This is a genomic window from Actinomadura pelletieri DSM 43383, assembly GCF_003634705.1.
Lineage (GTDB): Bacteria > Actinomycetota > Actinomycetes > Streptosporangiales > Streptosporangiaceae > Spirillospora > Spirillospora pelletieri.
In genome coordinates this window covers 858,242-879,274 of the sequence record NZ_RBWU01000003.1, presented here as the reverse complement: position 1 = coordinate 879,274, position 21,033 = coordinate 858,242, and the positions used below count along the sequence as shown (strand labels likewise).

General features: G+C 71.2%; 19 protein-coding genes. 6 read left to right on the top strand and 13 right to left on the bottom strand.

From position 1 onward, the window contains the following. Positions 1 to 91 precede the first annotated feature (91 nt). The 4 genes from rlmN to BZB76_RS17235 all read left to right on the top strand — a co-directional run bounded on the left by rlmN (position 92) and on the right by BZB76_RS17235 (position 3,829). On the top strand, positions 92 to 1,237 hold the full coding sequence (gene rlmN, locus BZB76_RS17250; protein ID WP_121435343.1) for a dual-specificity RNA methyltransferase RlmN: 1,146 nt from the start codon (positions 92 to 94) through the stop codon (positions 1,235 to 1,237). Positions 1,238 to 1,405: 168 nt separating this feature from the next. Then, complete coding sequence (locus BZB76_RS17245; protein ID WP_121435552.1) at positions 1,406 to 1,807, top strand: DivIVA domain-containing protein; 402 nt, start codon at positions 1,406 to 1,408, stop codon at positions 1,805 to 1,807. 63 nt (positions 1,808 to 1,870) lie between these two features. After that, the gene (locus tag BZB76_RS17240) at positions 1,871 to 2,698 is read left to right on the top strand and encodes a DUF1963 domain-containing protein (protein WP_170180657.1); all 828 of its coding nucleotides are present in this window, start codon (positions 1,871 to 1,873) and stop codon (positions 2,696 to 2,698) included. A 729-nt stretch (positions 2,699 to 3,427) separates the two neighbouring features. Beyond that, a complete protein-coding gene (locus tag BZB76_RS17235) occupies positions 3,428 to 3,829 on the top strand; it encodes an HIT family protein (protein ID WP_246007005.1) in 402 nt (133 codons plus the stop codon). Here BZB76_RS17235 and BZB76_RS17230 read toward each other — a convergent pair whose 3' ends face one another. After that, positions 3,830 to 4,087, bottom strand: coding sequence for a type II toxin -antitoxin system TacA 1-like antitoxin (locus tag BZB76_RS17230; RefSeq protein WP_170180656.1), 258 nt, complete (start codon positions 4,085 to 4,087; stop codon positions 3,830 to 3,832). It abuts the gene before it with no gap. Positions 4,088 to 4,518: 431 nt separating this feature from the next. Then, entirely contained in the window at positions 4,519 to 5,037 is a 519-nt protein-coding gene (locus BZB76_RS17225) for a PH domain-containing protein (RefSeq protein WP_246007004.1), read from the bottom strand. Between the two features lie 81 nt (positions 5,038 to 5,118). On the opposite strand from BZB76_RS17225, the gene BZB76_RS17220 reads away from it, so the two are divergent. Beyond that, positions 5,119 to 5,727 carry a hypothetical protein gene (locus tag BZB76_RS17220; protein ID WP_246007003.1) on the top strand — a complete coding sequence of 203 codons (609 nt, stop codon included), beginning with the start codon at positions 5,119 to 5,121 and terminating at the stop codon, positions 5,725 to 5,727. Positions 5,728 to 5,804: 77 nt separating this feature from the next. Here the strand turns inward: BZB76_RS17220 and BZB76_RS17215 are convergent, their stop codons facing one another. From BZB76_RS17215 to BZB76_RS17180, 8 genes are all read right to left on the bottom strand, one after another. Continuing rightward, positions 5,805 to 6,944 (bottom strand): hypothetical protein, encoded by a 1,140-nt coding sequence (locus BZB76_RS17215; protein ID WP_121435340.1) that lies wholly within the window; start codon positions 6,942 to 6,944, stop codon positions 5,805 to 5,807. Between the two features lie 162 nt (positions 6,945 to 7,106). Beyond that, positions 7,107 to 7,946, bottom strand: a complete 840-nt coding sequence (locus tag BZB76_RS17210; protein ID WP_121435339.1) for a glutamate ABC transporter substrate-binding protein — start codon at positions 7,944 to 7,946, stop codon at positions 7,107 to 7,109. Then, the gene (locus tag BZB76_RS17205) at positions 7,934 to 9,478 is read right to left on the bottom strand and encodes a hypothetical protein (RefSeq protein ID WP_246007002.1); all 1,545 of its coding nucleotides are present in this window, start codon (positions 9,476 to 9,478) and stop codon (positions 7,934 to 7,936) included. The genes BZB76_RS17210 and BZB76_RS17205 overlap by 13 nt, the downstream gene beginning before the upstream one ends. Then, positions 9,475 to 10,275: an FHA domain-containing protein gene (locus BZB76_RS17200; protein ID WP_121435338.1), complete on the bottom strand. Its 801-nt coding sequence runs from the start codon at positions 10,273 to 10,275 to the stop codon at positions 9,475 to 9,477. Before BZB76_RS17200 ends, BZB76_RS17205 begins: the two co-directional genes overlap by 4 nt. Before the next feature lie 2 nt (positions 10,276 to 10,277). After that, entirely contained in the window at positions 10,278 to 11,615 is a 1,338-nt protein-coding gene (locus BZB76_RS17195) for a vWA domain-containing protein (protein WP_121435337.1), read from the bottom strand. Then, positions 11,612 to 12,847, bottom strand: a complete 1,236-nt coding sequence (locus BZB76_RS17190; protein WP_121435336.1) for a PP2C family protein-serine/threonine phosphatase — start codon at positions 12,845 to 12,847, stop codon at positions 11,612 to 11,614. The genes BZB76_RS17195 and BZB76_RS17190 overlap by 4 nt, the downstream gene beginning before the upstream one ends. Beyond that, positions 12,844 to 15,279: a serine/threonine-protein kinase gene (locus BZB76_RS17185; protein WP_121435335.1), complete on the bottom strand. Its 2,436-nt coding sequence runs from the start codon at positions 15,277 to 15,279 to the stop codon at positions 12,844 to 12,846. The genes BZB76_RS17190 and BZB76_RS17185 overlap by 4 nt, the downstream gene beginning before the upstream one ends. Beyond that, positions 15,276 to 16,481, bottom strand: a complete 1,206-nt coding sequence (locus tag BZB76_RS17180) for a hypothetical protein (RefSeq protein ID WP_121435334.1) — start codon at positions 16,479 to 16,481, stop codon at positions 15,276 to 15,278. Before BZB76_RS17180 ends, BZB76_RS17185 begins: the two co-directional genes overlap by 4 nt. Before the next feature lie 220 nt (positions 16,482 to 16,701). On the opposite strand from BZB76_RS17180, the gene BZB76_RS17175 reads away from it, so the two are divergent. Beyond that, positions 16,702 to 17,190, top strand: coding sequence for a helix-turn-helix transcriptional regulator (locus BZB76_RS17175; protein WP_121435333.1), 489 nt, complete (start codon positions 16,702 to 16,704; stop codon positions 17,188 to 17,190). A gap of 69 nt (positions 17,191 to 17,259) precedes the next feature. Here BZB76_RS17175 and BZB76_RS17170 read toward each other — a convergent pair whose 3' ends face one another. The 3 genes from BZB76_RS17170 to BZB76_RS17160 form a co-directional block, all read right to left on the bottom strand. Continuing rightward, positions 17,260 to 18,390: a glutamate--cysteine ligase gene (locus BZB76_RS17170; protein ID WP_211343032.1), complete on the bottom strand. Its 1,131-nt coding sequence runs from the start codon at positions 18,388 to 18,390 to the stop codon at positions 17,260 to 17,262. A gap of 201 nt (positions 18,391 to 18,591) precedes the next feature. Further along, the gene (locus BZB76_RS17165; protein WP_246007001.1) at positions 18,592 to 19,251 is read right to left on the bottom strand and encodes a Uma2 family endonuclease; all 660 of its coding nucleotides are present in this window, start codon (positions 19,249 to 19,251) and stop codon (positions 18,592 to 18,594) included. Between the two features lie 113 nt (positions 19,252 to 19,364). Continuing rightward, a complete protein-coding gene (locus tag BZB76_RS17160; RefSeq protein WP_121435331.1) occupies positions 19,365 to 20,981 on the bottom strand; it encodes a PucR family transcriptional regulator in 1,617 nt (538 codons plus the stop codon). Positions 20,982 to 21,033: the final 52 nt, after the last annotated feature.

The window sequence follows — 21,033 nt, the reverse complement described above, 5'->3', positions numbered from 1 at the left end:
AGGTCATGTGCAGGAATGTCGTCCCTCAGGTCAGGGCTCGTGTCCGCAGACGGACGATGCACAGGCCCGCGTTTGCGACACTGGAAGGACCATGTCTACCACCCAGCCCGCCGTCACCGGTCCCGCGCCCGGTAAGACCCCGGCGAAACTCGTCTTCGCGGCGCCGAGACGCGGTAAGCCGCCCAGGCATCTCGCCGACCTCACCCACGCGGAACGCCGTGACGCGGTCGCGCAGCTGGGTGAGAAGCCGTTCCGGGCCGACCAACTGTCCCGGCACTACTTCGCGCGTCTGGTCGACGACCCGGCGCAGATGACCGACCTGCCCGCCGCCGTCCGCGAGCGGCTCGTGTCCGAGCTGCTGCCCTCGCTGCTCACCCCCGTCCGCGAGTTGGACTGTGACGGCGGAAGAACGCTGAAGACCGTCTGGAAGGCGTTCGACGGTGTTCTGTTCGAATCGGTGCTGATGCGGTACCCGGACCGGGCCACGATGTGCGTCTCGTCCCAGGCGGGGTGCGGCATGAACTGCCCCTTCTGCGCGACGGGCCAGGCAGGGCTGACCCGTAACCTTTCCACCGCCGAGATAGTCGAACAGGTCACCGCAGGGGCACGCGCACTCGCCCGCGGGCGTATTCCGGGCGGTCCAGGCCGTGTCTCCAACATCGTCTTCATGGGCATGGGGGAGCCGCTGGCCAACTACAAGGCGGTATTGGGCGCGGTCCGGCGTATCACCGACCCGGCACCCGCCGGCCTGGGCATTTCGCAGCGCGCCGTCACCGTCTCGACGGTCGGGCTCGTCCCGGCGATCGAGAAGCTCGCCGCCGAGGACATGTCCGTGCGCCTCGCCGTGTCCCTGCACGCGCCCGACGACGAGCTCCGCGACGAGCTCGTCCCCGTCAACAACCGGTGGAAGGTCGCCGAGGTCCTGGACGCCGCATGGGCCTACGCCGACCGCAGCGGTCGCCGGGTCTCGATCGAGTACGCACTCATCAAGGACGTCAACGATCAGGCATGGCGGGCCGATCTTCTCGGCAAGCTCTTGCGCGGGCATCTCGTACACGTCAATCTGATCCCGTTGAACCCGACGCCGGGTTCCAGGTGGACCGCTTCACGGCCCGAGGACGAGCGCGAATTCGTCCGGCGGCTGGAGGCCCACGGGGTTCCGGTCACGGTGCGCGACACTCGGGGCAGGGAGATCGACGGGGCCTGTGGCCAACTGGCCGCGTCGACCGAGAACTGACGTTCCACGGGCGTTCCCCGGCGCCCGGCGGGCGAGGGGACACGGCTGAGGAGCAGGTGCGCGGTGACAAAGGGTCCGCGGCTGCCGGTGGTCTTGCGCGGCTATGACAGACGCCAGGTGGACGGCTTGCTACGACGGATCTCGCAAGCCTTGAACGGCGGGCCTCCGATGTCCGCCGACGAGGTGCGCAAGACCCGGTTCGACATCGTTCTACGCGGCTACGAACCGCTCACCGTCGACCGGCTGGTGCGCGAGTGCATCATGGAACTCGAAGCGAAGGCGCCACTCGCCGATCGGCTCGGGCGTCCGCGCGCACACCCGGCCTGGCTCGTCAACTGGATCCAGAACGCCCGCTTCTCGGGCGCGGGTCTGCGTCCCGGCTACGACGTCCGCGACGTGGACGCGTTCCTCGACCGTGTGATCGCCGGCCTGCGCGGCGCCGCCCCACCGGTCACCGCCCGGGACGTGCGCGACAGCGTTTTCCGCGTCGTCCGGCTCGCGCCCGGCTACGACGAGCAGGAGGTCGACCGCTTCCTGCTGCAGCTCGCGGGCGCCCTCGAACGCCGCTGACGAAGTTATCCACATTCTCGGGGGATGCTGCGACCGGGACCCGGCGCGCGTAACCCTACGTACATGGATCATCTCAAGGCGCAGTACCGGCGGCTCCGATCGTTCCTCACGATCTTTCTACCCCCCGACTTCACCACCGTTCTGATGTCCCTGACCAGGCCCGCGCTGCGACTGGGCACCGACGGGCAGGTGCCCGTCCACCTCGGCGGTGCTCCGCTGCTGCCGCCGGGCGAGCCCTGGCCACGCTGGAACGGGCGCCTCCTCGGCTTCCTCGGCGCCGTCGACTTCGCCGAACTCGCCCACTTCGGCGACATCCCCGGGCTGCCGGCGTCCGGGCGTGCCGCGTTCTACTACGCCGACGAGACACCCCGACCATGGGGCGACGCGGCCGCACAGCGGGACGGCTGGCGCGTCTTCACCGGCGCCCTCACCCGAGCCGTCCCGCCCGCCGGCGCGTCCCTCTACCCCCGAACCCGCCTGTACGCCGCCCCCTTCCTCTCCCTGCCATCACCGCAGGAGGCGCCCATACGACGCCTGGAGGCGGCCTGTAGCGGCTTCGTGACCGTCTACGAGCAACTGCACGCCGTCTGGTCGCAGCACATCTGGCCGGACGACTCGCCCGCGCACCAGTTGGGCGGCTGGCCCGCTCTCGTCCAGCGTCCCCTCGGCCCCGACTGCCTGTACGCGTCGACGGGCCGTCCCCTGGAATCCGTCGGCTCCCCACCCCTGACCCCGGACGAGCAACAGGCTGTGGAGGAGTGGCGCCTCCTCCTCCAACTCGACTCCGACGAGCGCCTCGGCTGGTACTGGGGCGACCCCGGCCGCGTCTACTTCTGCGCACGTCCGAACGATCCCCCAGATCAATCGTGGCTAGCCCTCCAAGCCGCCTAGCCCCAACCTGCCCCGCAGACCTGCACGCAGCACGCCAACCTCAGCTGATAACGGGGACACCGAACGCCGTACGACCCGAACAGCAAACACACCGACAAACCCCCCGCCCCGGTTTGCTGCGCAGCCGAGGAGTCTCCCCGACATCGGCTGCCACGGCCCAGGGCACCCGTCGTAGGCCACGCACTCCCAGCACCCATCCCACCCGCAAGCCATGCGAACGGATGGAGCGCACCCCCGCCGAGACCGGCAACGGACTGCTCGACAACCGCGAACAAGCCGAGCGTCCGCACCCACGGGACAATCCGGTCCGAGCACCGTCGTTCGTCGAACCGGTTGCCGTGTCCCGACTGGACGTCGGACTAGTTGGAACGCGGTAGCGACGGCCTGAGGAGGTGGTCGAGCGCCGGATGTTCGTCATGGGCTTGGACGTCACGTGGCGGGTTGGTCGTCAAGCTCGTGGGACGCGGTAACGGTAGTCCTGCGGAAGCAGGGCTGGCCGAGAGTTGGACGGTCGTTGTCGGGTTGGCTGCTGCCTTTCCGACTGGTGGGCAAGCCTGTCGGACGCTGTGGCGGCCGACTCGGCTGTTTGGCGGGGGATCGCTGGCCGGGGTGCCCTGCGTTGGGTTGACACCAGATCCGTCCGACGTGACCTGGTGGGTAGCGGTGGGGTTCGAGTGGGTGGATGGTGGTGGGAGAGTGTTCGGTATGGCTGGGACTCGTCAGGAGTGCGTGTTCTGTGAGGTCGTCGCGGGGGAACGGGCCGCACACCTGGTGATCGACGCGCCGGAGGTGGTGGCGTTTCTCGATGTGCGGCCGCTGTTCAAGGGGCATACGTTGCTGGTACCGCGTGTGCACTACGAGACGCTCACAGATCTGCCCGGCGAGTTTCTCGGGCCGTTCTTCGAGCACGCCCAGCGCCTGGCGGCCACCATGGAGTCGGTGCTCGGAGCGGCCGGATCGTTCGTGGCGATGAACAACCGGGTGAGTCAGAGCGTCCCGCATCTGCACGTCCATGTCGTGCCGCGTAATCGGAAGGACGGGCTTCGCGGGTTTTTCTGGCCTCGTCAGAAGTACGAGTCCGATGACGAAGCGGCGGCCTACGCGGCGCGTTTGTCAGCCGGCCTCACCTGATCATGGCATGGCCATCAGGAGAGCCGTGTAAGGCATGACAGGGGCCGTTTCACTGGAAGCTGCGACCTCCACCTCCAGGGCGGCGGCGTGTTCGTACAGGTCTCGTTCGGCCCTGTCCAGCACCGTGGACAGGACGAAGTCGGTGACGGTCCAGCCGATCAGCTCGGCAGCCCTCCGGATCACGAGGAGTTGTTCCGCGGAGGGATGGACGGTGATCTCGTCGGTGGTGGGAAGGTCCTGGCGAACCGACTCAGACATGGCCGGTCTCCTTCCTTGCGGCATCTAAAAGTACGACGCGAGGTCTCACTGAGACATCCTCAGAGAGAACGAGAATCTCCGATCTTCGGGAGGGGGTGCCCGTACCGCAGAAGCAAATTGTTCGCTCGATTTCAGGTCGGCGAATTTTCGATGGAGATGGCCGAGGATACAGCATGGCTTCGGGCGAGAATTTTCCGAAAGTGGGCGTCACGCTCGTGGCTGTGGCTGGAGTGTGGAGCCCGGCGGTGGGACGCCGGCATGCGGCACGGGTGGCCCGAGGGCACCGCGCCCGCGTGCGGCGCCGAAGGCTGGCGGAATCCGCGTGGGCGACGCTCACACGCCGAGAGCGGCCTGAGCGCGCGGACGATCCGCTGCGGCCTTCCGCGCGTCGGGCGAACAGCCCGACTTGCGGCTCTTCGCGGAGACAGGTCCTAGTCGGGGGACTCGTCGATGGTGCCGAAGATGACGGACGAGACCTCCAGGTAAAGCTGCTCCGGGTACGGCATGAAGCCGACGTTGCGGAGCGCTTGTTTCTGGCCAGCGGACTCCATCACGAACTCGCCGTATCCAAGGATGCGTCCGGTCATGGAGCGGTTCAGGGCGATGTCGGTGACCTTGGCGAGCGGCATCATCGCCACATCGCGGTTGAGGACGCCGCTGATCACCATGACCCGGTGCTCGGTGACGAGGAAGAACTCGACCGACCAGGCGATGACCTTCCAGACCAGGTAGCCGATGGCGACCAGCCAGAGCCACCAGATCCAGGCGACGCCGACGATCGCGCTGACCGCGGCGCAGACGATGAGGCCGGCGACGGCGATCGAGACGGGAAGGAGAAGGACGGCGGGGTGCCGCCGGACGGCGATGACCCGTCCCTCGTGGGACATCAGGTACTTGTCGACGGTGCGCGACGAAGTGTCGTGCTGCACCATCATGTCCTGCAGGTTCACGGCGGCGTCCTCGTCATGATCCGGGTGGTTCAAAGGTAGCCGACGCGGTGCGCCGGTGCATGAGGCCGCACGGTAAGGCCCTTGCCGGAGGGGGAACCGCGGCTGATGATGGTCGGCATGGAGGCCGTTCGGGAGTCGCGGAGCGAGTTCGTCGTGGACGTCATGAGGCGTCCCATCTGGCGGCTGTTACTGCGGGGCCTCGGCGTGTACCTGCCCGGGTGGGAACTGCCCGCGGGCGCGGTGCGGGTCCGGAGTGGTGTCGCTGACGGGTTCGGTCCGCCCGCGTATGTGGACGAGGACACCGGGTTCGGTGTCCAGGTCCGTGACCGGCGGCGGGGGTTGGAACCCGACCGGGAGATCTATGTGCGGGGTCGTGAGAATCCGAGCTTCGGGCTCGTTGTCGCGGGTCCTGCGGCGGCGATCGGGAGCCGGGTGGTGGATGCCGACGCGCTGATGCGGTTCGCGCGGAGGCTGACGTTCGAGGAACTGTTCGACACCGGGGACGCAGACTCCGTCCCGTACGCGGTTCGAGGCGCGCGGGCGGTGGAGAACGCGGTGTTCCTCGACCGGGAGGCCGGGATCGGGCTGTGCGTGGAGGCCGACCCGGTGACAAGGGCCGTGGCGTGCCCGCTGTATGTCAGGTTCGGCGGTTCGGCGGGCCGCACCGTGCGGGCCTATGGAGTGGCTTAGCGGGTGAGATTCGGCAGTTGCCGGGACGGTACCTGCCGGAGCCGCATGGCTGCGATGGACGGTACTGGCACATTCCGTTATGTGGTGGACCAGGGGGTTAGGTCCCAGAGTTGATGGGGTGGGAGGCGGCGGAGGCGGACGGCGGCGGCGGACGGGTCCCAGAAGGCCTCGTCGTTCGCCAGGGACTGCTCGGCGGTGAGGACGCCGCAGAGGAGTTCGTCGCGGGTGCGGACGGTCAGGAGCGGTCCGATCTGTGCGACGGCGCCGGAGCTTTCCGAGAGGGTGCGCAGGAGGGCCTTGAGGGCGGCTTCGTCCTCGGGGGGACGGGGTGGTTCGGCGCGGGCGAGGCCATGGCCGGGTCCGTTCGGCAATTCTGCGCCGGTGGAGATCAGGAGTGCGGTGAAGGCGCCCGCGAGGTCCTCGGGGTCCTGCCCGCCGAGGAAGTAGCGGCGGCGTTCGGGTGAGCCGGGGCCGTTCTGGCCCTCCACCGTCCGGAATCGGACGTTCAGCCTGCTGGCCCGTACGCACCGTTCGTACATTTCGCCGAGGATGTCGTCGAGTTGGTCGTCGCGTGTCCACAGGCGGCCGGTGGTGGTGACGGTGTGGCCGTTGGCGGTGGGACGGCCGGTGAGAGTGGCGGTGACGGTGTCGTCCAGCTCGCCCTCGGTGAACTGGAGGAGTTCGGTGACGACGTCCTCGACGCCCTCCAGGGTGCGGGTGAGGGAGCGCTGGAGTTCGAGGATCTCCGTGCCGCCGCGTTCCAGGTCGTCCAGGCGGCCGAGGGCCAGGTCGACCCTGCCCTCGATCGCCTCGGCGCCGGTCCGGGTGACGGCGCGGACGGACGTCTCCACCTCGGTCAGTTTGCGGCGGAGCGCCGTGAGGGTGATCCGCTGCTGTTCGAGGTCGCGTAGCCGGTCGGCCTGTTTCCGCAGGAAGTCGTCGGCCTGGTGGACGAGGCCCGCGAGTTCCTCGACCTGCCCGGTGTTCTGCCGGAGGCGGGTGTCGAGCGCGGGCAGCACGTCCTGTTTGACGCGGGTGAGGTCGGCGCTGAGCCGTTCGCCCACCGTGACGAGGACGTTGTTCTGCTTGGTGACCTGCTCGTTCAGTTCTTCGATCCGCCGGGAGAAGGCGTTCGCCTGGTCCCGGCTCTGCTTGCCCGCGTAGAGTTCGAGCGCCCCCACCACGACGCACATCACCACCAGGATGACCGTCGTCATTGCACTCCTGTGCTTACCGGAACGGGTTTTGTTCGCGACCATAACTTACGATCACGCGCGCCTTCCGGCACTTACGTAACCGACTGATCTCAGTGGCCGACCGGTCTCACTGAGCCCGGCGGTGCCGTTCGGTAGTTGAATATGTGCGCTTGGTGATGTGATTCAGACGCAGCCCTCGAATTGGGGGACGGTCGTGGTGACCTTGAGGCCGACGGGGGCGAACCATTTGGTCAGCAGCCGGGGGGCGGTGCCGTCCTGGTACATCTGCGTGATGGCCTTGTTGACGGCCTCGCAGCCCTCCACGTCGGACTTCCGGATGCCGACCCCGTACGGCTCGTCGGTGAACGGGGCGTTAACGATCCGCAGGTCGCGGCCGTTCCCGGACGCCTTCGCCGCGAGGCCCGCGAGGATCAGGTCGTCGGTGGAGACGGCGTCCAGGGTCCCGGCGGTCAGTCCGGTGAGGCAGTCGGAGTAGCCGACCGCGTCGACGGGCCGCGCGGCGATGCCCTGCTCGTCGTGGACGCGGGGGAACGAGACCGAGCCGGGCACCCGGCAGAGTCGCCGGCCCGCCAGGTCATGGATGCTCCGGATCGCGGCGTCGGACCCGCGGACGAGGACATCCTGGTGCGCGACGTAGTAGGGGCCCGCGAACGACACCTTCACCTTGCGTTCGGGCGTCACGGAGTAGCTGGCCACGACGAGGTCGACGGTACCGTCCTGGATCATCTGCTCCCGTGTCGCCGAGGTGACCCGGGTGAAGGTGACGTCGGTGACGCCGAGACGCTTGGCGATCTCGCGGGCGATGTCGATGTCGAAGCCCTCGTGCGAGCCGCTCTCGGTGCGTTCGGCGACGCCCGGCTGGTCGGTGTTGACGCCGATGACCAGCGCGTCCTTGGTGGCGACGGAGGTTTCGTTCGCGTCGGCGATGCCGCAGGCGGTGGCCGACGCCAGGACGATCGCCGTGAGCGGCGCCGCGATGACCCGGCGCTTCACTTGGACCACCGGTATTCCGCCAGGCGGGGGCGGACGCCGACGAGCACGAGCAGGGCGATGGCGGCGCCCGCGATCGGCAGCACGGTGTACCAGCCGCGCGTCCCGTCGTCGCCGTCCTTCACGGCCTCGTCGAACGCCTTCTGGTGGATGCCCGCCAGCGCCAGCAAAGACCGGTCGTATTCGGTGAAGTCGGCCGCGGACGTTCCACGGGCGGCGACAGCCTCAGCGCGTTTTCGGCTGTGGACGAGGTTCCTCATCTGACGGTCGTTCGCCTGAACCTTCTGGTAGTTCTTCAGCACCTTGTTCAGGGCGTCGACCAGCTGCGCGCGTCGTTCGTCCGACTCGGTCGGTCTGTTGGCCTCCGTGCCCAGGAAACCGAGGAACGGTGCGCGCCCCGGCTCGAATGACAGGTTCTTCTGCACGGCCGCGTTGTACTCGGTCAGATTGCCCGCCTTCAGGTACAGCACGGTCTGGGACTTGCTCAGATAGACCTGTTCGTAGGCGTCGGCCCGTCCGGGGTCGAGCAGGAACCGGGTCTCGTCGGCGGCGGCGCTGTTGCTGATGGCGCGGGTCCGGGACAGCGCCAGGATCGAGTCGAAGCCTTCCTGCTTGGCCTTGCGGAGGTGGCTCGCCTGGCCGGACAGCATCGCGGCGCCCGCGACGACGAGCAGGAGGGTGCCGAGTGTGGCCGCCGCCAATGGGACGTTCAGCAGCCTGCGGAAGCGTCTCGCCAGGAACAACTGGAGACCGGCGAGGACGGCGAGCAGCGCCGTCCCGGTGACGAGGACCCAGGTGCGGCCCGTGCGGACGGCCGACCGTTTGTCCTCGTAGGTGTGCCGGACGAGGGTGCCGTTGTCGAGCGTGAGGTTGTACGCCTTGGGCAGCAGGTCCAGTTTCATCAGGTCGGACGCCTGCCGGTAGAGGTCGATGACCCGCTGCGACGGCGGTCCGGACGCGTGCGGGGACTGCCGGTCCAGCAGCAGCGCCTGCCCGGCGAGGCGCTCGTAGCGGCCCAGTGCGTCGAGGACGTCGCGGGCCGTGTTGTCCTCGGTCCGCTCGTCGGCGAGTTTGGTGGCCTTGAGCAGCGCGTCGCCCGCCTTCCGCCGGTTCTCGTCGTAGCGGGCGAGGGCCTGGTCGCGCCCGCCGCCCGCGGCGTCGCCGATCAGCAGCGCGTTGGCCAGTTGCGCGTCCATGTCGGTGAGCCGGGAGTACAGGTCGCCGGTCGCGACGACCTGCGGGCCCGCGTCGTGTCCGATCACCCGGACGCCCTCACGGGCGTTCGCGATCGCCCACCACGCGATGGCCAGCAGCGCCACGAGCAGGACGGCCGCGACCGCCGTCAACGTCCGGACGCGGGCCGCGACCGTGCGGGGGAGCAGCCGCGCGACGCCGGTCGGGGACTGTTCGGGCGTCCGCCACAGCCGGCCGGAGGACCGCCGGTGCGCGAGCGAGCCGGATCGCCCGGGCGCGGACGGGTCGGGTCGCCCGGGCGCGGACGGGTCGGGTCGCCCTGCCGGGGGGACCTGCGGAACGGCCGTCATGTCGCCTCGCCTCGGATGAGCGTGATCGTGGTCCACGCGCCCACATGGATCCGGTCACCGTCGGAGACGGGGACCTCCACGTTGTTCGGAATCGGCTCCATCGAACCGTTCATGCACGTCCCGTTGGTGGAGCCGGGGTCGACGAGCGTCCAGGTGCCGTCCGGCTTGGCGAGCAGGACGGCATGGACGTGGGAGATGCCCGGATCCTCGGGCGGCTCGCGCAGGTCGATCTCGGGCGGGGACGGCTGTGACGAGCCGCGCCGTCCGATGCGCACCTGCTGCCCGGTGAGCGTGATCCGCCGCTCGGGCGCGTACGGCGGGAACGTGAGGGACGCCGAGTCGGGGCCCTCCTCGGCGATGATCGAGTCGTAGTAGTCACGGTCGGCCGTGACGACCGCCGTCCACACGGTCGCGGGCGCCGCGGGGGCGGGCCGGGCCTGGGGCTCCGGCGGCGAAGGCGGGGCCGAAGGCGGCGGCGAAGGCGGAGGCGAAAGCGGAGGGACGGGTGGGGCCGGGTTGGCCGGGGCCGTCCGTGGTGTGGGCCGTCCGCCGCCGGTCGCGAAGTCGTAGCCGCACGCCTCGCAGAAACGGTCGGTGCCGGGCGTTCCGCAGTCGGGACACGGCCGCGGCCCGCCCTGCCCGCTCGCCGGTGGCGGCGGCGCGTACGGCGGCCGCGGCTCCGAGGCGCTCATGCCCTCGCCGGCCGGGGACGCGGGGGAGGACGGGACCATGCGTTCGCCGCAGACGTCGCAGTAGTCGGCCGCCCGCGAGGAGTGTCCGTTGGGGCAGGTCGACATGCTCAGCCCTCGCCCCGAAGGGTCGTCACGGTCTCGTCCTTGCGCGTCCGGACGGTCTTGCTGGACCGGGTGTCCAGTTCCATCTCGTCGGCCTTGTTGACCTCGCGCTTCAGCCGGACGGTGCCGGTCCCCGGGTCGACGACGTCCACGACCCGGCGCAGCATCGAGGTGATCTCGTCGTTACCGGCCTCGTTCGCCAGCACCACGGCCCGGCCGAGCCGCGCGGTCGCGGTGTCGAAGTCGCCGTCCTTGCGGGCCTGCAGTCCCTCCTGGATGGCGGCGGCCAGTTCCGCCTGGCCCGTGTAGTGCGCCACCCGGGCGTTGATCTTCGTGGACCGCGCCTCGTCGTCCGTCCACTGCGCCAGGACGTTGCCGGTCGCGAGGACCCGCGCCTCCTCGCCGGGCGCCCCGGGGACGACGAGCTTCACCCAGGCGGCGCGCAGCTCCTTGCCGACCTCGCCGGGTGTCACCTCCACGCAGATGTGGTAGTCACGGGCCTCGGCGCCCCACGCGCCGAGCGGGTAGTCGCCCGCCTGCGGAGCCGACTCGACGCGCCTGCCGGTCAGGTCCTCCACCGACGGCAGGACCTGCTTGACGAACTTCAGGTTCGCGGTCTGCGGCGTCCACACCCGCAGCGCGACGTCCGCGACGGACTTGCCCATCGCCGCCTCCGTCATCGCCTGGAAGTCGGCGACGAGACCGGCCGGGTCGGCGACGATGTCGACCGTGCCGAGCAGCGCGGAGGCGACCTTGCGGAGTTCGGCGACCTCCCAGTCGGTGCCGACGCCGCGGCAGTCGCACACGAACCGGCGCTCGCAGCGGGCCAGCACGGCGTCGAGTTCCTCGGGCGTCTCGTGCTGGTTCTTGCCGTCCGTCAGCAGGATCGCGTGCCGGATGCCGCCCTGCTCGTCGTCGAACAGCTCGTCGGCGAGGCGCAGCCACGATCCGATCGCGGTTCCGCCGGACGCCTTCAGCCTGTTCAACGCGACCTTCGCCTGCTCCCGGCTCTGCGGGGTCGCGGCGACCAGTCCGGGCCGGGCCGGGAAGACCATCTTGGCGTCGTTGGAACCGGACACGACCGCGAACTCGACGCCGTCGCGCAGCGTGTCGATCGCGACCTTCGCCGCCGCGATCGCCGACCGCAGCTTCGTGTCGGGGTAGGACATCGAACCCGAGGTGTCGATGATGATGACCTCGGACGCCCGGGTGGACGCCGAGACGGGCGCGGCTCCCTCGGCCGCGGTCGCCTCGACGGACACGATGGCGTGCACCTCGCGGCCGCCCTCGGGCAGGTACTTGTTCTGGTCGATCCTGACGGTGAACTGTGGCTGCTCGCTCATCGGGGCTGCTCCGTGCTCGGCGACGTGCTCTGAGGGATGCTGCTCTGCGGGGCGGCGGGGGACGGAAGCGGGATGACGGCGACCGTGATGTTGTCGCGACCGCCCGCGTCCAGGGCGTGACGGACGAGCGTCCGCGCGGCGCCGAGCGGATCGGTCGCCGGATCGGTCGCGGTGGACATGTCGGACCCGTCGGCGGGGAGCTCGGGGTCGCGGGTCAGGAGCGCGGCGAGGTCGTGGGCCTCCGGGAAGTAGTTCCACAGGCCGTCGCTGCACACCAGCAGCGTGCCGGGCCCGGCGGGACGGAACGAGGCGACGTGCGGGCGGACCTCCCCGGCGTCCGCGCCCAGCCAGGCCGTGATGACGTGCGCGTTCGGGTGCGCCTCGGCCTCGGCCTCGGTCAGCGACCCCTCGGCCACCATGAACGCGGCCCACGAGTCGTCGTCGGTGAGCCTGCGGGACGGGCCCAGCTCCGCCATGTCCCCGGTGCTGACCTCGGCGGCATCGACGTCCTCGAGCTCCTCGGCGGACTCGACGGCGCCGTCCGCGGACAGCCAGTACGCGCGGCTGTCGCCGACCCAGCCGATGGTGACCGCCGCGCCCCGCGTCACCGCCGACACGTACGTGCAGGACGGCGCGTCGCCCGGGGACGTGCCCAGCGCGGCGACGGCGGCGGCGGCCCGCAACGCCGCGAGCCGGGTGGCGTCCTCCGGGTCCTCGCCCGCGTCCAGACGCGCCACCAGTTCGGCGACGCCCGTCTCGGCGGCCGTGCGGGAGGCGTCGTCGGGACGCTGCGACGAGCCGACGCCATCGGACACCACGGCCGCGACCCCGGTGGTGTGCGCGACGATGGCGAGCGCGTCCTCGTTACGGCTGTAACGCCGGCCGCGGTCGCTCGCGCCCGCCGCGAGCACCGGCCGTGTCCCGTTGGTCCCGCCCCGGGCGGCGGTGACCGTCATCTCGACGTGGTCGCGTTCGGCGGGCTGGCGCAGCCCGCACGAACCGCAGTAACCGTCCGCGTCGATCACCGTCCCGCCGCACCCCGGGCAGGGACGTCCGGCCGGGCCGGCGACCGCCTCCGCGACGGGGGCAGGTTCGGCGGGTGGTTCCGGGGGCGGCGCCTCGGTGAGCCGGTGCCCGCACTCCTCGCAGAAGACCTCGCCCGCGAACACGATCTCCCCGCAGGCGGGGCAGGCCAGCTCCGCCGCCTTCGCGGCGTTCGGGTCGCCGGTCACAGCAGCGTCCTCGGCCGGACGGCGTTCGCCGAGTCCACGAGCCGCCGGCACTCGTCCCGGTCCCGGGTGCGTCGCGCCAGCTCCCGGTACGTCGACTCCAGCAGGCGGCGCAGCTTCGGCTCGGCCAGCGGCGTGCCGAGGACGGAGCCGCCCCGCGCTCCGGTCGCCGCGCCCGGCCCGTCCAGGAGCCAGTCGAGCGCGGCCTCCAGCACCTCGGCGGCGAGCCGGTCGCGCCGCTCGGCGTCCAGGTCGAGGGCGGTGAGACGGTCTCCCGCGCCGACCAGGTCGGCGGCCGTCAGCTCCGCGGGGTTGCGGCCGCGCACCACCGTCGCGATCGCCGCCACCTGCGCCGGCACGTACTGGATCGAGATCTTCGGCACCGAGTCCAGCGCGGCGACCGCCGCGCGGCGGTCACCCGCCGCCAGATGCACGCGGGCGAGGCCGAACGCCGCGTTGATGTAACTCTGGTCGGTGCGCCACACCATCTCGTACAGGCGGACCGCGTCCCGCGGCGCCGTATGTTCTCGGCAGTAGGCGAGCGCCAGCTTGGGCGCGGCCTCGCCGGGCAGCAGCTCGTACAGCCGATCGAACCAGGGCTCGGCCTCGGCCGTGCGTCCCTGTGCCAGGAGCCCGGCGGCCCGGTACCAGTCGACCCGCCAGTCGCCGGGACGTTCGGCGGTCAGCTCGTCCAGCAGGTCCGTGGCCTCGACCGTCGCGCCCAGCTCGATCTTCACGCGGGCGAGCGTCAACCTGACCTCGGGCGTGCGCTCCGGCGCGTTCTTCACCGCCTCCACGACCTGCTCCGGCTCCAGCGCGCTCAATCCGGAGACGAACGCGGCGGCCGGGTCGGACCCGTCGGCCAGCGGCACCGGCAGCGCCGCCGCGGCCACCTCGGGCGGGACGGGCGGCAGCGCCGACACCTCCGACTCGCCGCCCGCCATCCGGGTCGTGAACCGTTCGGGGCCGAACAGCCCGGAGGGGGCGGGACGCGGCGTCCCGTCCTCGGCGGCCAGCACCTCCCGCAGCACGCCGGTGAGCTGCTCCGCCATCTCCGCCGCGTCCTGGAACCGCCGCTCCGGGTCGGGGTGCGTCGCCCTGCGCAGGAAACGGTCGAACGACTCGAACCGCTGGAGGACCGGCACGTCCGAGCGCGGCGGGAGCGAGGTGCTGAACGTCCGGGTGAAGCCGCGGAACGGGAAGCTCAGCACGGCCAGCGACCGGCCGACCGTGTACAGGTCGGACGAGATCGACGGCCCGGCGTCGGCGATCTCGGGCGCCTGGTAGCCGACGGTGCCGTAGATGGCGCCGCTCGGATCGTCCAGCCGCCGGACACCGCCGAGGTCGATCAGCCGGAGCTGCTCCTCGGACTGGATCACGTTGTCCGGTTTGAAGTCGCAGTAGACGAGTCCCTGCGCGTGCAGGTACTCGAACGCGCGCAGCACCTCCAGCCCGTACGCGATGGCCTGCGCGAGCGGCAGGTGCTTCTCGCCCGCGGGCTGCGGCTGATCGAGCAGGATGTCCTTCAACGACCGGCCGCCCACGTACTCCATGACGATGTAGCCGTCGCCGTCGTGCTGGACGAAGTTGTAGATCTTGACGATGTTCGGGTGCTCGACCTCGGCGAGGAAGGCCCGCTCGGCCGCCGCGGCGGCGCTGGCGTCGGCGTCACCGCTGTCCAGCAGGCCCTTGAGCACCACCCACCGGTCGCTGACGTTGCGGTCCTTGGCCAGGTAGATCCAGCCGAGGCCGCCGTGCGCGAGGCAGCCGAGCACGTCGTACTGCCCGCCGACGAGATCGCCCGGACGGAGCTTCGGGGTGAAGGAGAACCGGGCGCCGCACTTGGGACAGAAGCCCTCGGTGCGGCCCGGCTGCCCGCCGCGTCCACGCCCGACCGGATGGTCGCAGTTGCTGCAGAACCGCTTGCCCTCGGCGACCTGCGGATCGCTCAGCACCGCCGTGGACGGGTCGCGGTACGGGACGCGCGGCACCTCGACCAGCCCGGCGCCGAGCATCCCGCGACGGCCGGACGAGCGCCCCGACCCGGTGCGGGTGCTGCCCGTCCGCACGGACGAGCCGGTTCCCATCGAACCCGAGCGGCCCGACGCCTCGGCCCTGGACGTGAGGGTCGTGTGGGCGGGCGGCGCGCCGCAGACGTCGCAGTAGCCGTCCATGATCGTCCCGGTGCAGCCGGGCATGGGGCAGGAGTCGTCGGGCACGGCGACCGGCGGCCGGGGCGCGGGCACGCTCGGGACGCTCGCCGGGGGACTGCCGCAGACGTCGCAGTAGCCGTCGGAGATCCTCCCGGCGCATCCCGGTCGCGTGCACGCGCCGGGTGCGGGCGGGGCGGGGGACGAGGAGGCGGCCACGCCGCACAGGACGCAGTAACCGCCGTCGATCGTCCCGGTACAGCCCGGCTCGGCGCACTGGCTCATCGGTCGGCTCCCTTCACCCGGGCGTTGATGGCCTGCTGGTATCCGGACAGTGTCACGGTCGCCTTCCGAAGATCGCAGGGGGACGTCCACAGCAGCTCGCGGACCCGCTCGTACATGTCGACAAGCTCGGCGTCCTCGGCGTGGCCGAGTCTCGCGGCCTTCATGCGGTATCCCTCCAGCCGGCCGCGTAGTTCCTCGCGCCGGTCCAGGAGGCCGCTGATCATGGTGACGGCGTCCCGCGCCCGGTCCAGCGCGTGGTTCGCCGCCTTCTCCAGGTCGAGGATCCGCGCCGAGACGTCGTGCCAACCGTGGCCGCGCTCCGGACGTCCCACGGCGGCGAGCCTGTCGGCCAGCGCGGCGGACACCTCGGGCAACTCGGGCAGCGTCGGCTTGACGATCTTCGCGAGGACCTCGTCCCGGACCCGGCGGGCCTCCGCCTCCGTGTCGCGCAGCCGCTCCAGGACGCCGGCGACGCCGCGGATCCGGTCGGCGAACCCGTCCCGGAGCCGCTCCGCCTCCTCCAACCCGCGACGGACCTCCGCGAGCCCGGTCAGAATCGCGTCCAGTTTGGCGGTGTCGGCCCGGCCGCCGCGCGCCAGGGCCATCGGATCGCCGCGGACGACGACGGCGACGGCCTCGAGATCGGCGCGGAGCCGGTCGAGTTCCGGCTCGGTGCCGCCGAGGGACTCCAGCAGCTCCTCCGCCGCCCGCCGCTCCGCCTCCACCTCGGCGAGCCGCGACAGCAGCGCCGACCACACCTCGTCCAGCGCGGCGATCGCCTGGGCGGCCGCCTCGTACAGCGGCGTCATCCGCTCGACGGCGGCCCGGAGCGTCAGCTTCTCGCCGGACGGGACCGACAGCAGCGTCCGCCGCCGGAGCGGCACCTCCTCGGCGGGCAGTTCGACCGAGGGACCCGAGAGCAGCCAGGTCAGCTCCTTGAGCTGAGCCTGCCCCGGCTTGGCATGGCGAGCCCGAAGATCCTCCGCCGCGTCGAGCGCCCGCCCGTACACGTCGAACAGGGCCCACAGCGACGCCACTCCCGCGCGCACCTCGGACTGGACGCGTCGCGTCTCACCGTCCAGCGACGCGCCGTCCAGCAACTGGTAGCCCTGGTGGGCCTCCAGTTCGAGCAGTGCCGCGCCGATGCGTTCCCTCTCCTCTTTGAGCCGCGCCAACGCGCGGTCCGCCTCGTCTCGGCTCATCGGGGGCCGGTCCAGCCGCGCCTCACTCAACGCCGGTCCACGATCGGCCCATGCTCGCCCCCGATTCGCCCGATTAGAGCCTGTTTTGCGGCCCAAGTTTTCCGCATGGAAGGTCGCCTTCTCAAGCGATCAGGCCGGGCGGCCCCGCTGTGCGTCACGTGACTCGATCGGAGCGTCCACGGCCCTCCAGAATGTCGGCACTCGAACATATAATCGAACCATGGCGAACGTTGCGACGCACCCACACACCACGCCCACCGCACTCTCCGCCGCGGAGATCGCCGCACTCGCGCTCTCCCTCGCCCACCTCGGCACCGGCCCCCAGGCCACCACCGCGCGCCGCGCCCTGCACACCCTCCTCGACGCCACGCCCCACGACGATGTGGTCACCACCACGCTCGCCACCCTCACCACGCCCCTGGAGGCGGCCACCTCCGACCGGGCCCGCGTGATCGCCGCCGCCATCACCGAACACCGCGTCGTCCGGCTCTGCTACGGCGACGTCCACGCCAATGTCACCATCCGCGAGGTGGAGCCCGTCACCTGCCTCGTCCACCGCGACCACTGGTACCTCGTCGGCTGGTGCCGAATGCGCCGCGGCGTCCGCGCCTTCCGCTTCGACCGCATCCTCGCCGTCGAGTCCACCGGCCTCCTCGCCCGCCACCGCCGCGCCGACCGCTACCTCCCCTTCCAGAAACGCCACCGCTGACACCTCGCCCCAGGCCCAACGCGCCGTGCGCCCTCCCCAAGAGCCCACGACGCGTTGGGCGGGCTTGGGTCACACCGTGACGGTTCGGGTGACGGCGGTCGCGACAACGGCGGTGACGTCGTGGGCGCGGCTGTAGGCGGCGCGCTGGAACTGGGCGCCGTTGCCGCGTTCGAGGACGCCGTGCAAGAGCCCGGTGACCGTCTCCAGATCGCCTGACCGGTCGAGGGCGGGGGCGAGGTGCTCCAGGAGGGCGGCGACGACCTGGTGCGCGGGCGCGGCGCGGAGGGTGGTCGGGTGGACGAGGTCGTTGCGCAGCCCCGACCGTCCGGCGCGCCACATCGCCAGCCGCATCAGGTCGGCGCGCACCGGGTCGGGCGGTTCGCCGTCGCGCCAGGCGCCCGCGGCGGTGTCGACCAGGGCCCGGACGAGCGCGGCCATCAGCACGGCGTCGTCGGCGTCCAGGCACACGTCCGGGACGCGGATCTCCACGGTCGGGTAGCGCCGGGACAGCCGCGCGTCGAAGTAGATCATTCCCTCGTCGATGAGCGCGCCGGTGGCGAGCAGCGCCTCGACCGTCGCCCGGTACGCCTTGGCGGAGCCGAACAGCTCGGTCGGGCCGCTGGACGGCCAGCGTCCCCACACCTGGTGCCGCCAGCTGTCGTAGCCGGTGTCGGCGCCCTGCCAGAACGGGGAGTTCGCGCTGAGCGCCAGGAGCGGCGGCAGCCACGGCCGGATCCGGTCGAGGACGGCGACGCCCTCGTCCGGCGACTCGATGCCGACATGGACGTGGCAACCGCAGGTGAGCTGCTCGGCGGCGGCGGGCCCGTAGGCGTTCGCCATCCGCAGGTAGCGGTGCGACGGGGTCAGCGACGGGCGGACCGCGACCGGCGACGTCGCGAGCGCCGCCACCGAGACGCCGACCCCGGCCGCCGACTGCGCCGCGGCGAGCCGCGCCGACCTGACGTGCTCGGAGATCTCGGTGAGCGAGGTGCACACCGGGGTGGCGGTCTCCAGCTGCTCGCGCTGCAACTCGGGCTCCAGAGGCTTCGAGCGGCGCCCACGGGTGAGGAACAGCTCGTCGTGGCGGCGGGCGTACCGGATGACCGAGCCCGACACGGCCTGCGGCGCGCCGGTCTCGGGGGCGACGAGGAGCAGCTCCTCCTCCACCCCGAAGGTGCGCGGACTTTGACGACGTCCCACCTGATGGTTCTGCCCGGCGCCGCGCCGACCTACATCCCCCGCGCCCCATGTCCTGCCCGAAATCCCCTGCTCACCCGCATGCCCTTGACCGAGTGCTTGGTTGGGTGACCTGTGCCGTGTGCCTGAGGTCCAGAGCCCGCGCACGCGTCCATGCCACCGGATCAGCGGAATGCCGTCGCCGCGCGGTGCGCGAGACCCGGGTCAGAGCCGGTCGATCTCGGTCAGGTCGATGTCGATGTCGAACGGCACCGTCAGCTTCAGCCGATCATGGTGGATCCCGGTCGCCACATACTTCCTGGTGCCAGCGTCGAGTTCGAAGACACAGACCATGGGCCGGCCGGCGCTGTTCTCCACACGCCAGAAATGAGGGATGCCCGCCTCGGCGTACAGCTGGGGTTTGCGCTCCCTGTCTCGTATCTCGGACTCCTGCGACACGACCTCGACGGCGAGAACCACGTGCTCAGGTTTGTACGAGGTCTGATCTCGCCCGGTCACGCCCTTGGCGTCCACGACGAGGATGTCGGGCTCCGGTCGCTGCCGGTCGGCCAGCGTGACCGTCATCTCGCGGCTGACACGCAGCCCTTCAGGAACCTGAAGGCGAAGAGCCCCTTCGAGCAGCGAAACCGTCAGCATGTGGAAGAAGGACTGGGGGCTCACGAGGACGATGCTGCCATCGATCAACTCTGCGTGAGAGGGCAATTGCGGAAGGTGGTCAAGATCTTCTGCCTTGAAGCCTTCCGCGGGAGGAATGATCCAAGGCGGCAGAGGCTCGTCGCGTCGGTGATCTTCATTCCGTCCGTGGACGTCGGCTCGCCGGAGGCTGGAAGGCCGCTCGGGGTCAGGCATGTCGTCCGCCGGCATTGCCCTCATGGTGTCCTCCCAGCCGAGCGGGTCTGAACTCCGCGTCCCCAATGCAGATGAGCCTAGCAACCTGGTCCCTACTGTAGGGACCAGGTTACGGATTGTGAGGGGTTTCAGGGGCGTTCCCAGCGGACGGAGCTCAGGGCCAGGAGGGCCACGTGGAAGGAGACGCAGGACTCGACGTCGTCGAGGTCGGCGTCCAGGACGCGTTCGATGCGGCGGAGGCGTTCGTAGAAGGCTGGGCGGGACAGGTGCGCCTGTTGGGCGGCGACGGCCTTGTTGCGGCCGGACTCCAGGTACAGCTCCAGGATGCGGGTGAGGTCGCTGCCGCGCTGGGCGTCGTACTCCAGGAGCGGGCCGAGTTCGCGTTCGACGAAGGTCTGGACGCGGGCGTCGTCGCGGAGGAGGTGGAGGAGGCCGCGCAGGCGCAGGTCGGGGAGGCGGTAGAAGAGGCGGGCGCCGGAGCCGCGGGCGGCGACGTCGGCGACCTGTTCGGCCTCCAGGAAGGAGCGGCGGACGTCGCGGATCGTCTCGACGACGGAGCCGGCGGCCATGACGGTGTCGCCGCACTGCTTGCGGATGCGGGTGGCGACGTCGGTGAGGGCCGTCTCGACGTCGGTGCGGGCGGGCAGGGAGGCCAGGACGCCGACGCGGGCGTGCGGGCCGCCCTCGTCCAGGACGCCGACGAGGGCGGCGAGGCGGGCGTCCTTGCAGGCGGCGGCGGCCGACTCGGCGAGCGCGGAGAGTTCACCGACGGGCGGCGCGGACGTGCCGGGGCCGCGGTGTCGCAGCACCACGCCGAGGAGACGGCGGCCGGACAGGGGGACGCCGAGGGCCCGGGCGCGGGCGGCGGCCTCCTGCGGGTCGGAGTAGGCGTGCGCGAGGATCCGGGCGATGATCGTCCCGTGGGCCTGGCGTTCGACGCTCTCGGCGTGCCGGTCGAGCAGGCGGCCGAGGGCGAGGGTGGTGGCGGCCCGCTCGATCAGGACCGTCTCGCGGGCCGACGGCGGCGCGCCGAGGTCGATGATGAGCCGCCCCCAGTCCTCGCCGCGGGCGCCGACCATGGTGACCAGCCAGCCGGACGCCTCGTCGTAGCCGGTGCGGCGGCCGGGACGGACGGCGCGGGAACGGGTCTCCCACGCCGACAACAGCTCCGAGGGGTCGGCGCCGCTCGCGTCGGCGGCGAGGACCTGGTGGGCGAGGTTCTCCAGGACGACCGGATGCCCGCCGAGCGAGGCGACCTGCCGGACGACCTCGTCGGTGGAGGCGCCCTCGACGGAGAGCTGGGTGAAGATCTCGTGGAGCCGCTCCGAGGCGCGCAGCTCGGCGAACTGGTCCTGGACGATCCGGGCGTGCACCGACTCGGTGATGTCGACGAACGCGGGCTCGTGGGCCAGGACGATCACGGGGAGGCCGTGGTCCTCGGCCGCGCCGATCAGGGCGGGCGGCAGGACGCTGAGGTAGCGGCGGCCGAGCTCGATCATCAGGCCGCTCACCCCGACCTCGGCGAGGTCGGTGATGTAGGCGCGCAGCCGCTCCGGCTCGTCCGGCAGCGCGATCCCGGTGGTGAGGACGAGTTCGCCGCCGTGCAGCAGATGCGCGATGTCGGTGACCTCGGCGACGTGCACCCAGCGGACCCGGTTGCCGGTGCGGTCCGCGCCCGCGACGACATGCGGTTGCCCGCGGCGTACCGCGTCGAGCTGGAGGACGTCGTCGACTGTGGGCAGCATCACCCGCGATGATATCCGGACAGGGTGTCAAGGCTGATGATCAATTGGTGAC

Coding starts and splice junctions, on each gene's coding strand:
- BZB76_RS17240 (WP_170180657.1), top strand. CDS start 1,871: ATGGATCATCTCAAGGCGCAGTACCGGCGGCTCCGATCGTTCCTCACG.
- BZB76_RS17195 (WP_121435337.1), bottom strand. CDS start 11,615: ATGAGCGAGCAGCCACAGTTCACCGTCAGGATCGACCAGAACAAGTAC.
- BZB76_RS17200 (WP_121435338.1), bottom strand. CDS start 10,275: ATGTCGACCTGCCCCAACGGACACTCCTCGCGGGCGGCCGACTACTGC.
- BZB76_RS17215 (WP_121435340.1), bottom strand. CDS start 6,944: ATGACGACGGTCATCCTGGTGGTGATGTGCGTCGTGGTGGGGGCGCTC.
- BZB76_RS17180 (WP_121435334.1), bottom strand. CDS start 16,481: ATGAGCCGAGACGAGGCGGACCGCGCGTTGGCGCGGCTCAAAGAGGAG.
- BZB76_RS17230 (WP_170180656.1), bottom strand. CDS start 4,087: ATGTCTGAGTCGGTTCGCCAGGACCTTCCCACCACCGACGAGATCACC.
- BZB76_RS17185 (WP_121435335.1), bottom strand. CDS start 15,279: ATGAGCCAGTGCGCCGAGCCGGGCTGTACCGGGACGATCGACGGCGGT.
- BZB76_RS17175 (WP_121435333.1), top strand. CDS start 16,702: ATGGCGAACGTTGCGACGCACCCACACACCACGCCCACCGCACTCTCC.
- BZB76_RS17160 (WP_121435331.1), bottom strand. CDS start 20,981: ATGCTGCCCACAGTCGACGACGTCCTCCAGCTCGACGCGGTACGCCGC.
- rlmN (WP_121435343.1), top strand. CDS start 92: ATGTCTACCACCCAGCCCGCCGTCACCGGTCCCGCGCCCGGTAAGACC.
- BZB76_RS17165 (WP_246007001.1), bottom strand. CDS start 19,251: ATGCCGGCGGACGACATGCCTGACCCCGAGCGGCCTTCCAGCCTCCGG.
- BZB76_RS17245 (WP_121435552.1), top strand. CDS start 1,406: ATGTCCGCCGACGAGGTGCGCAAGACCCGGTTCGACATCGTTCTACGC.
- BZB76_RS17205 (WP_246007002.1), bottom strand. CDS start 9,478: ATGACGGCCGTTCCGCAGGTCCCCCCGGCAGGGCGACCCGACCCGTCC.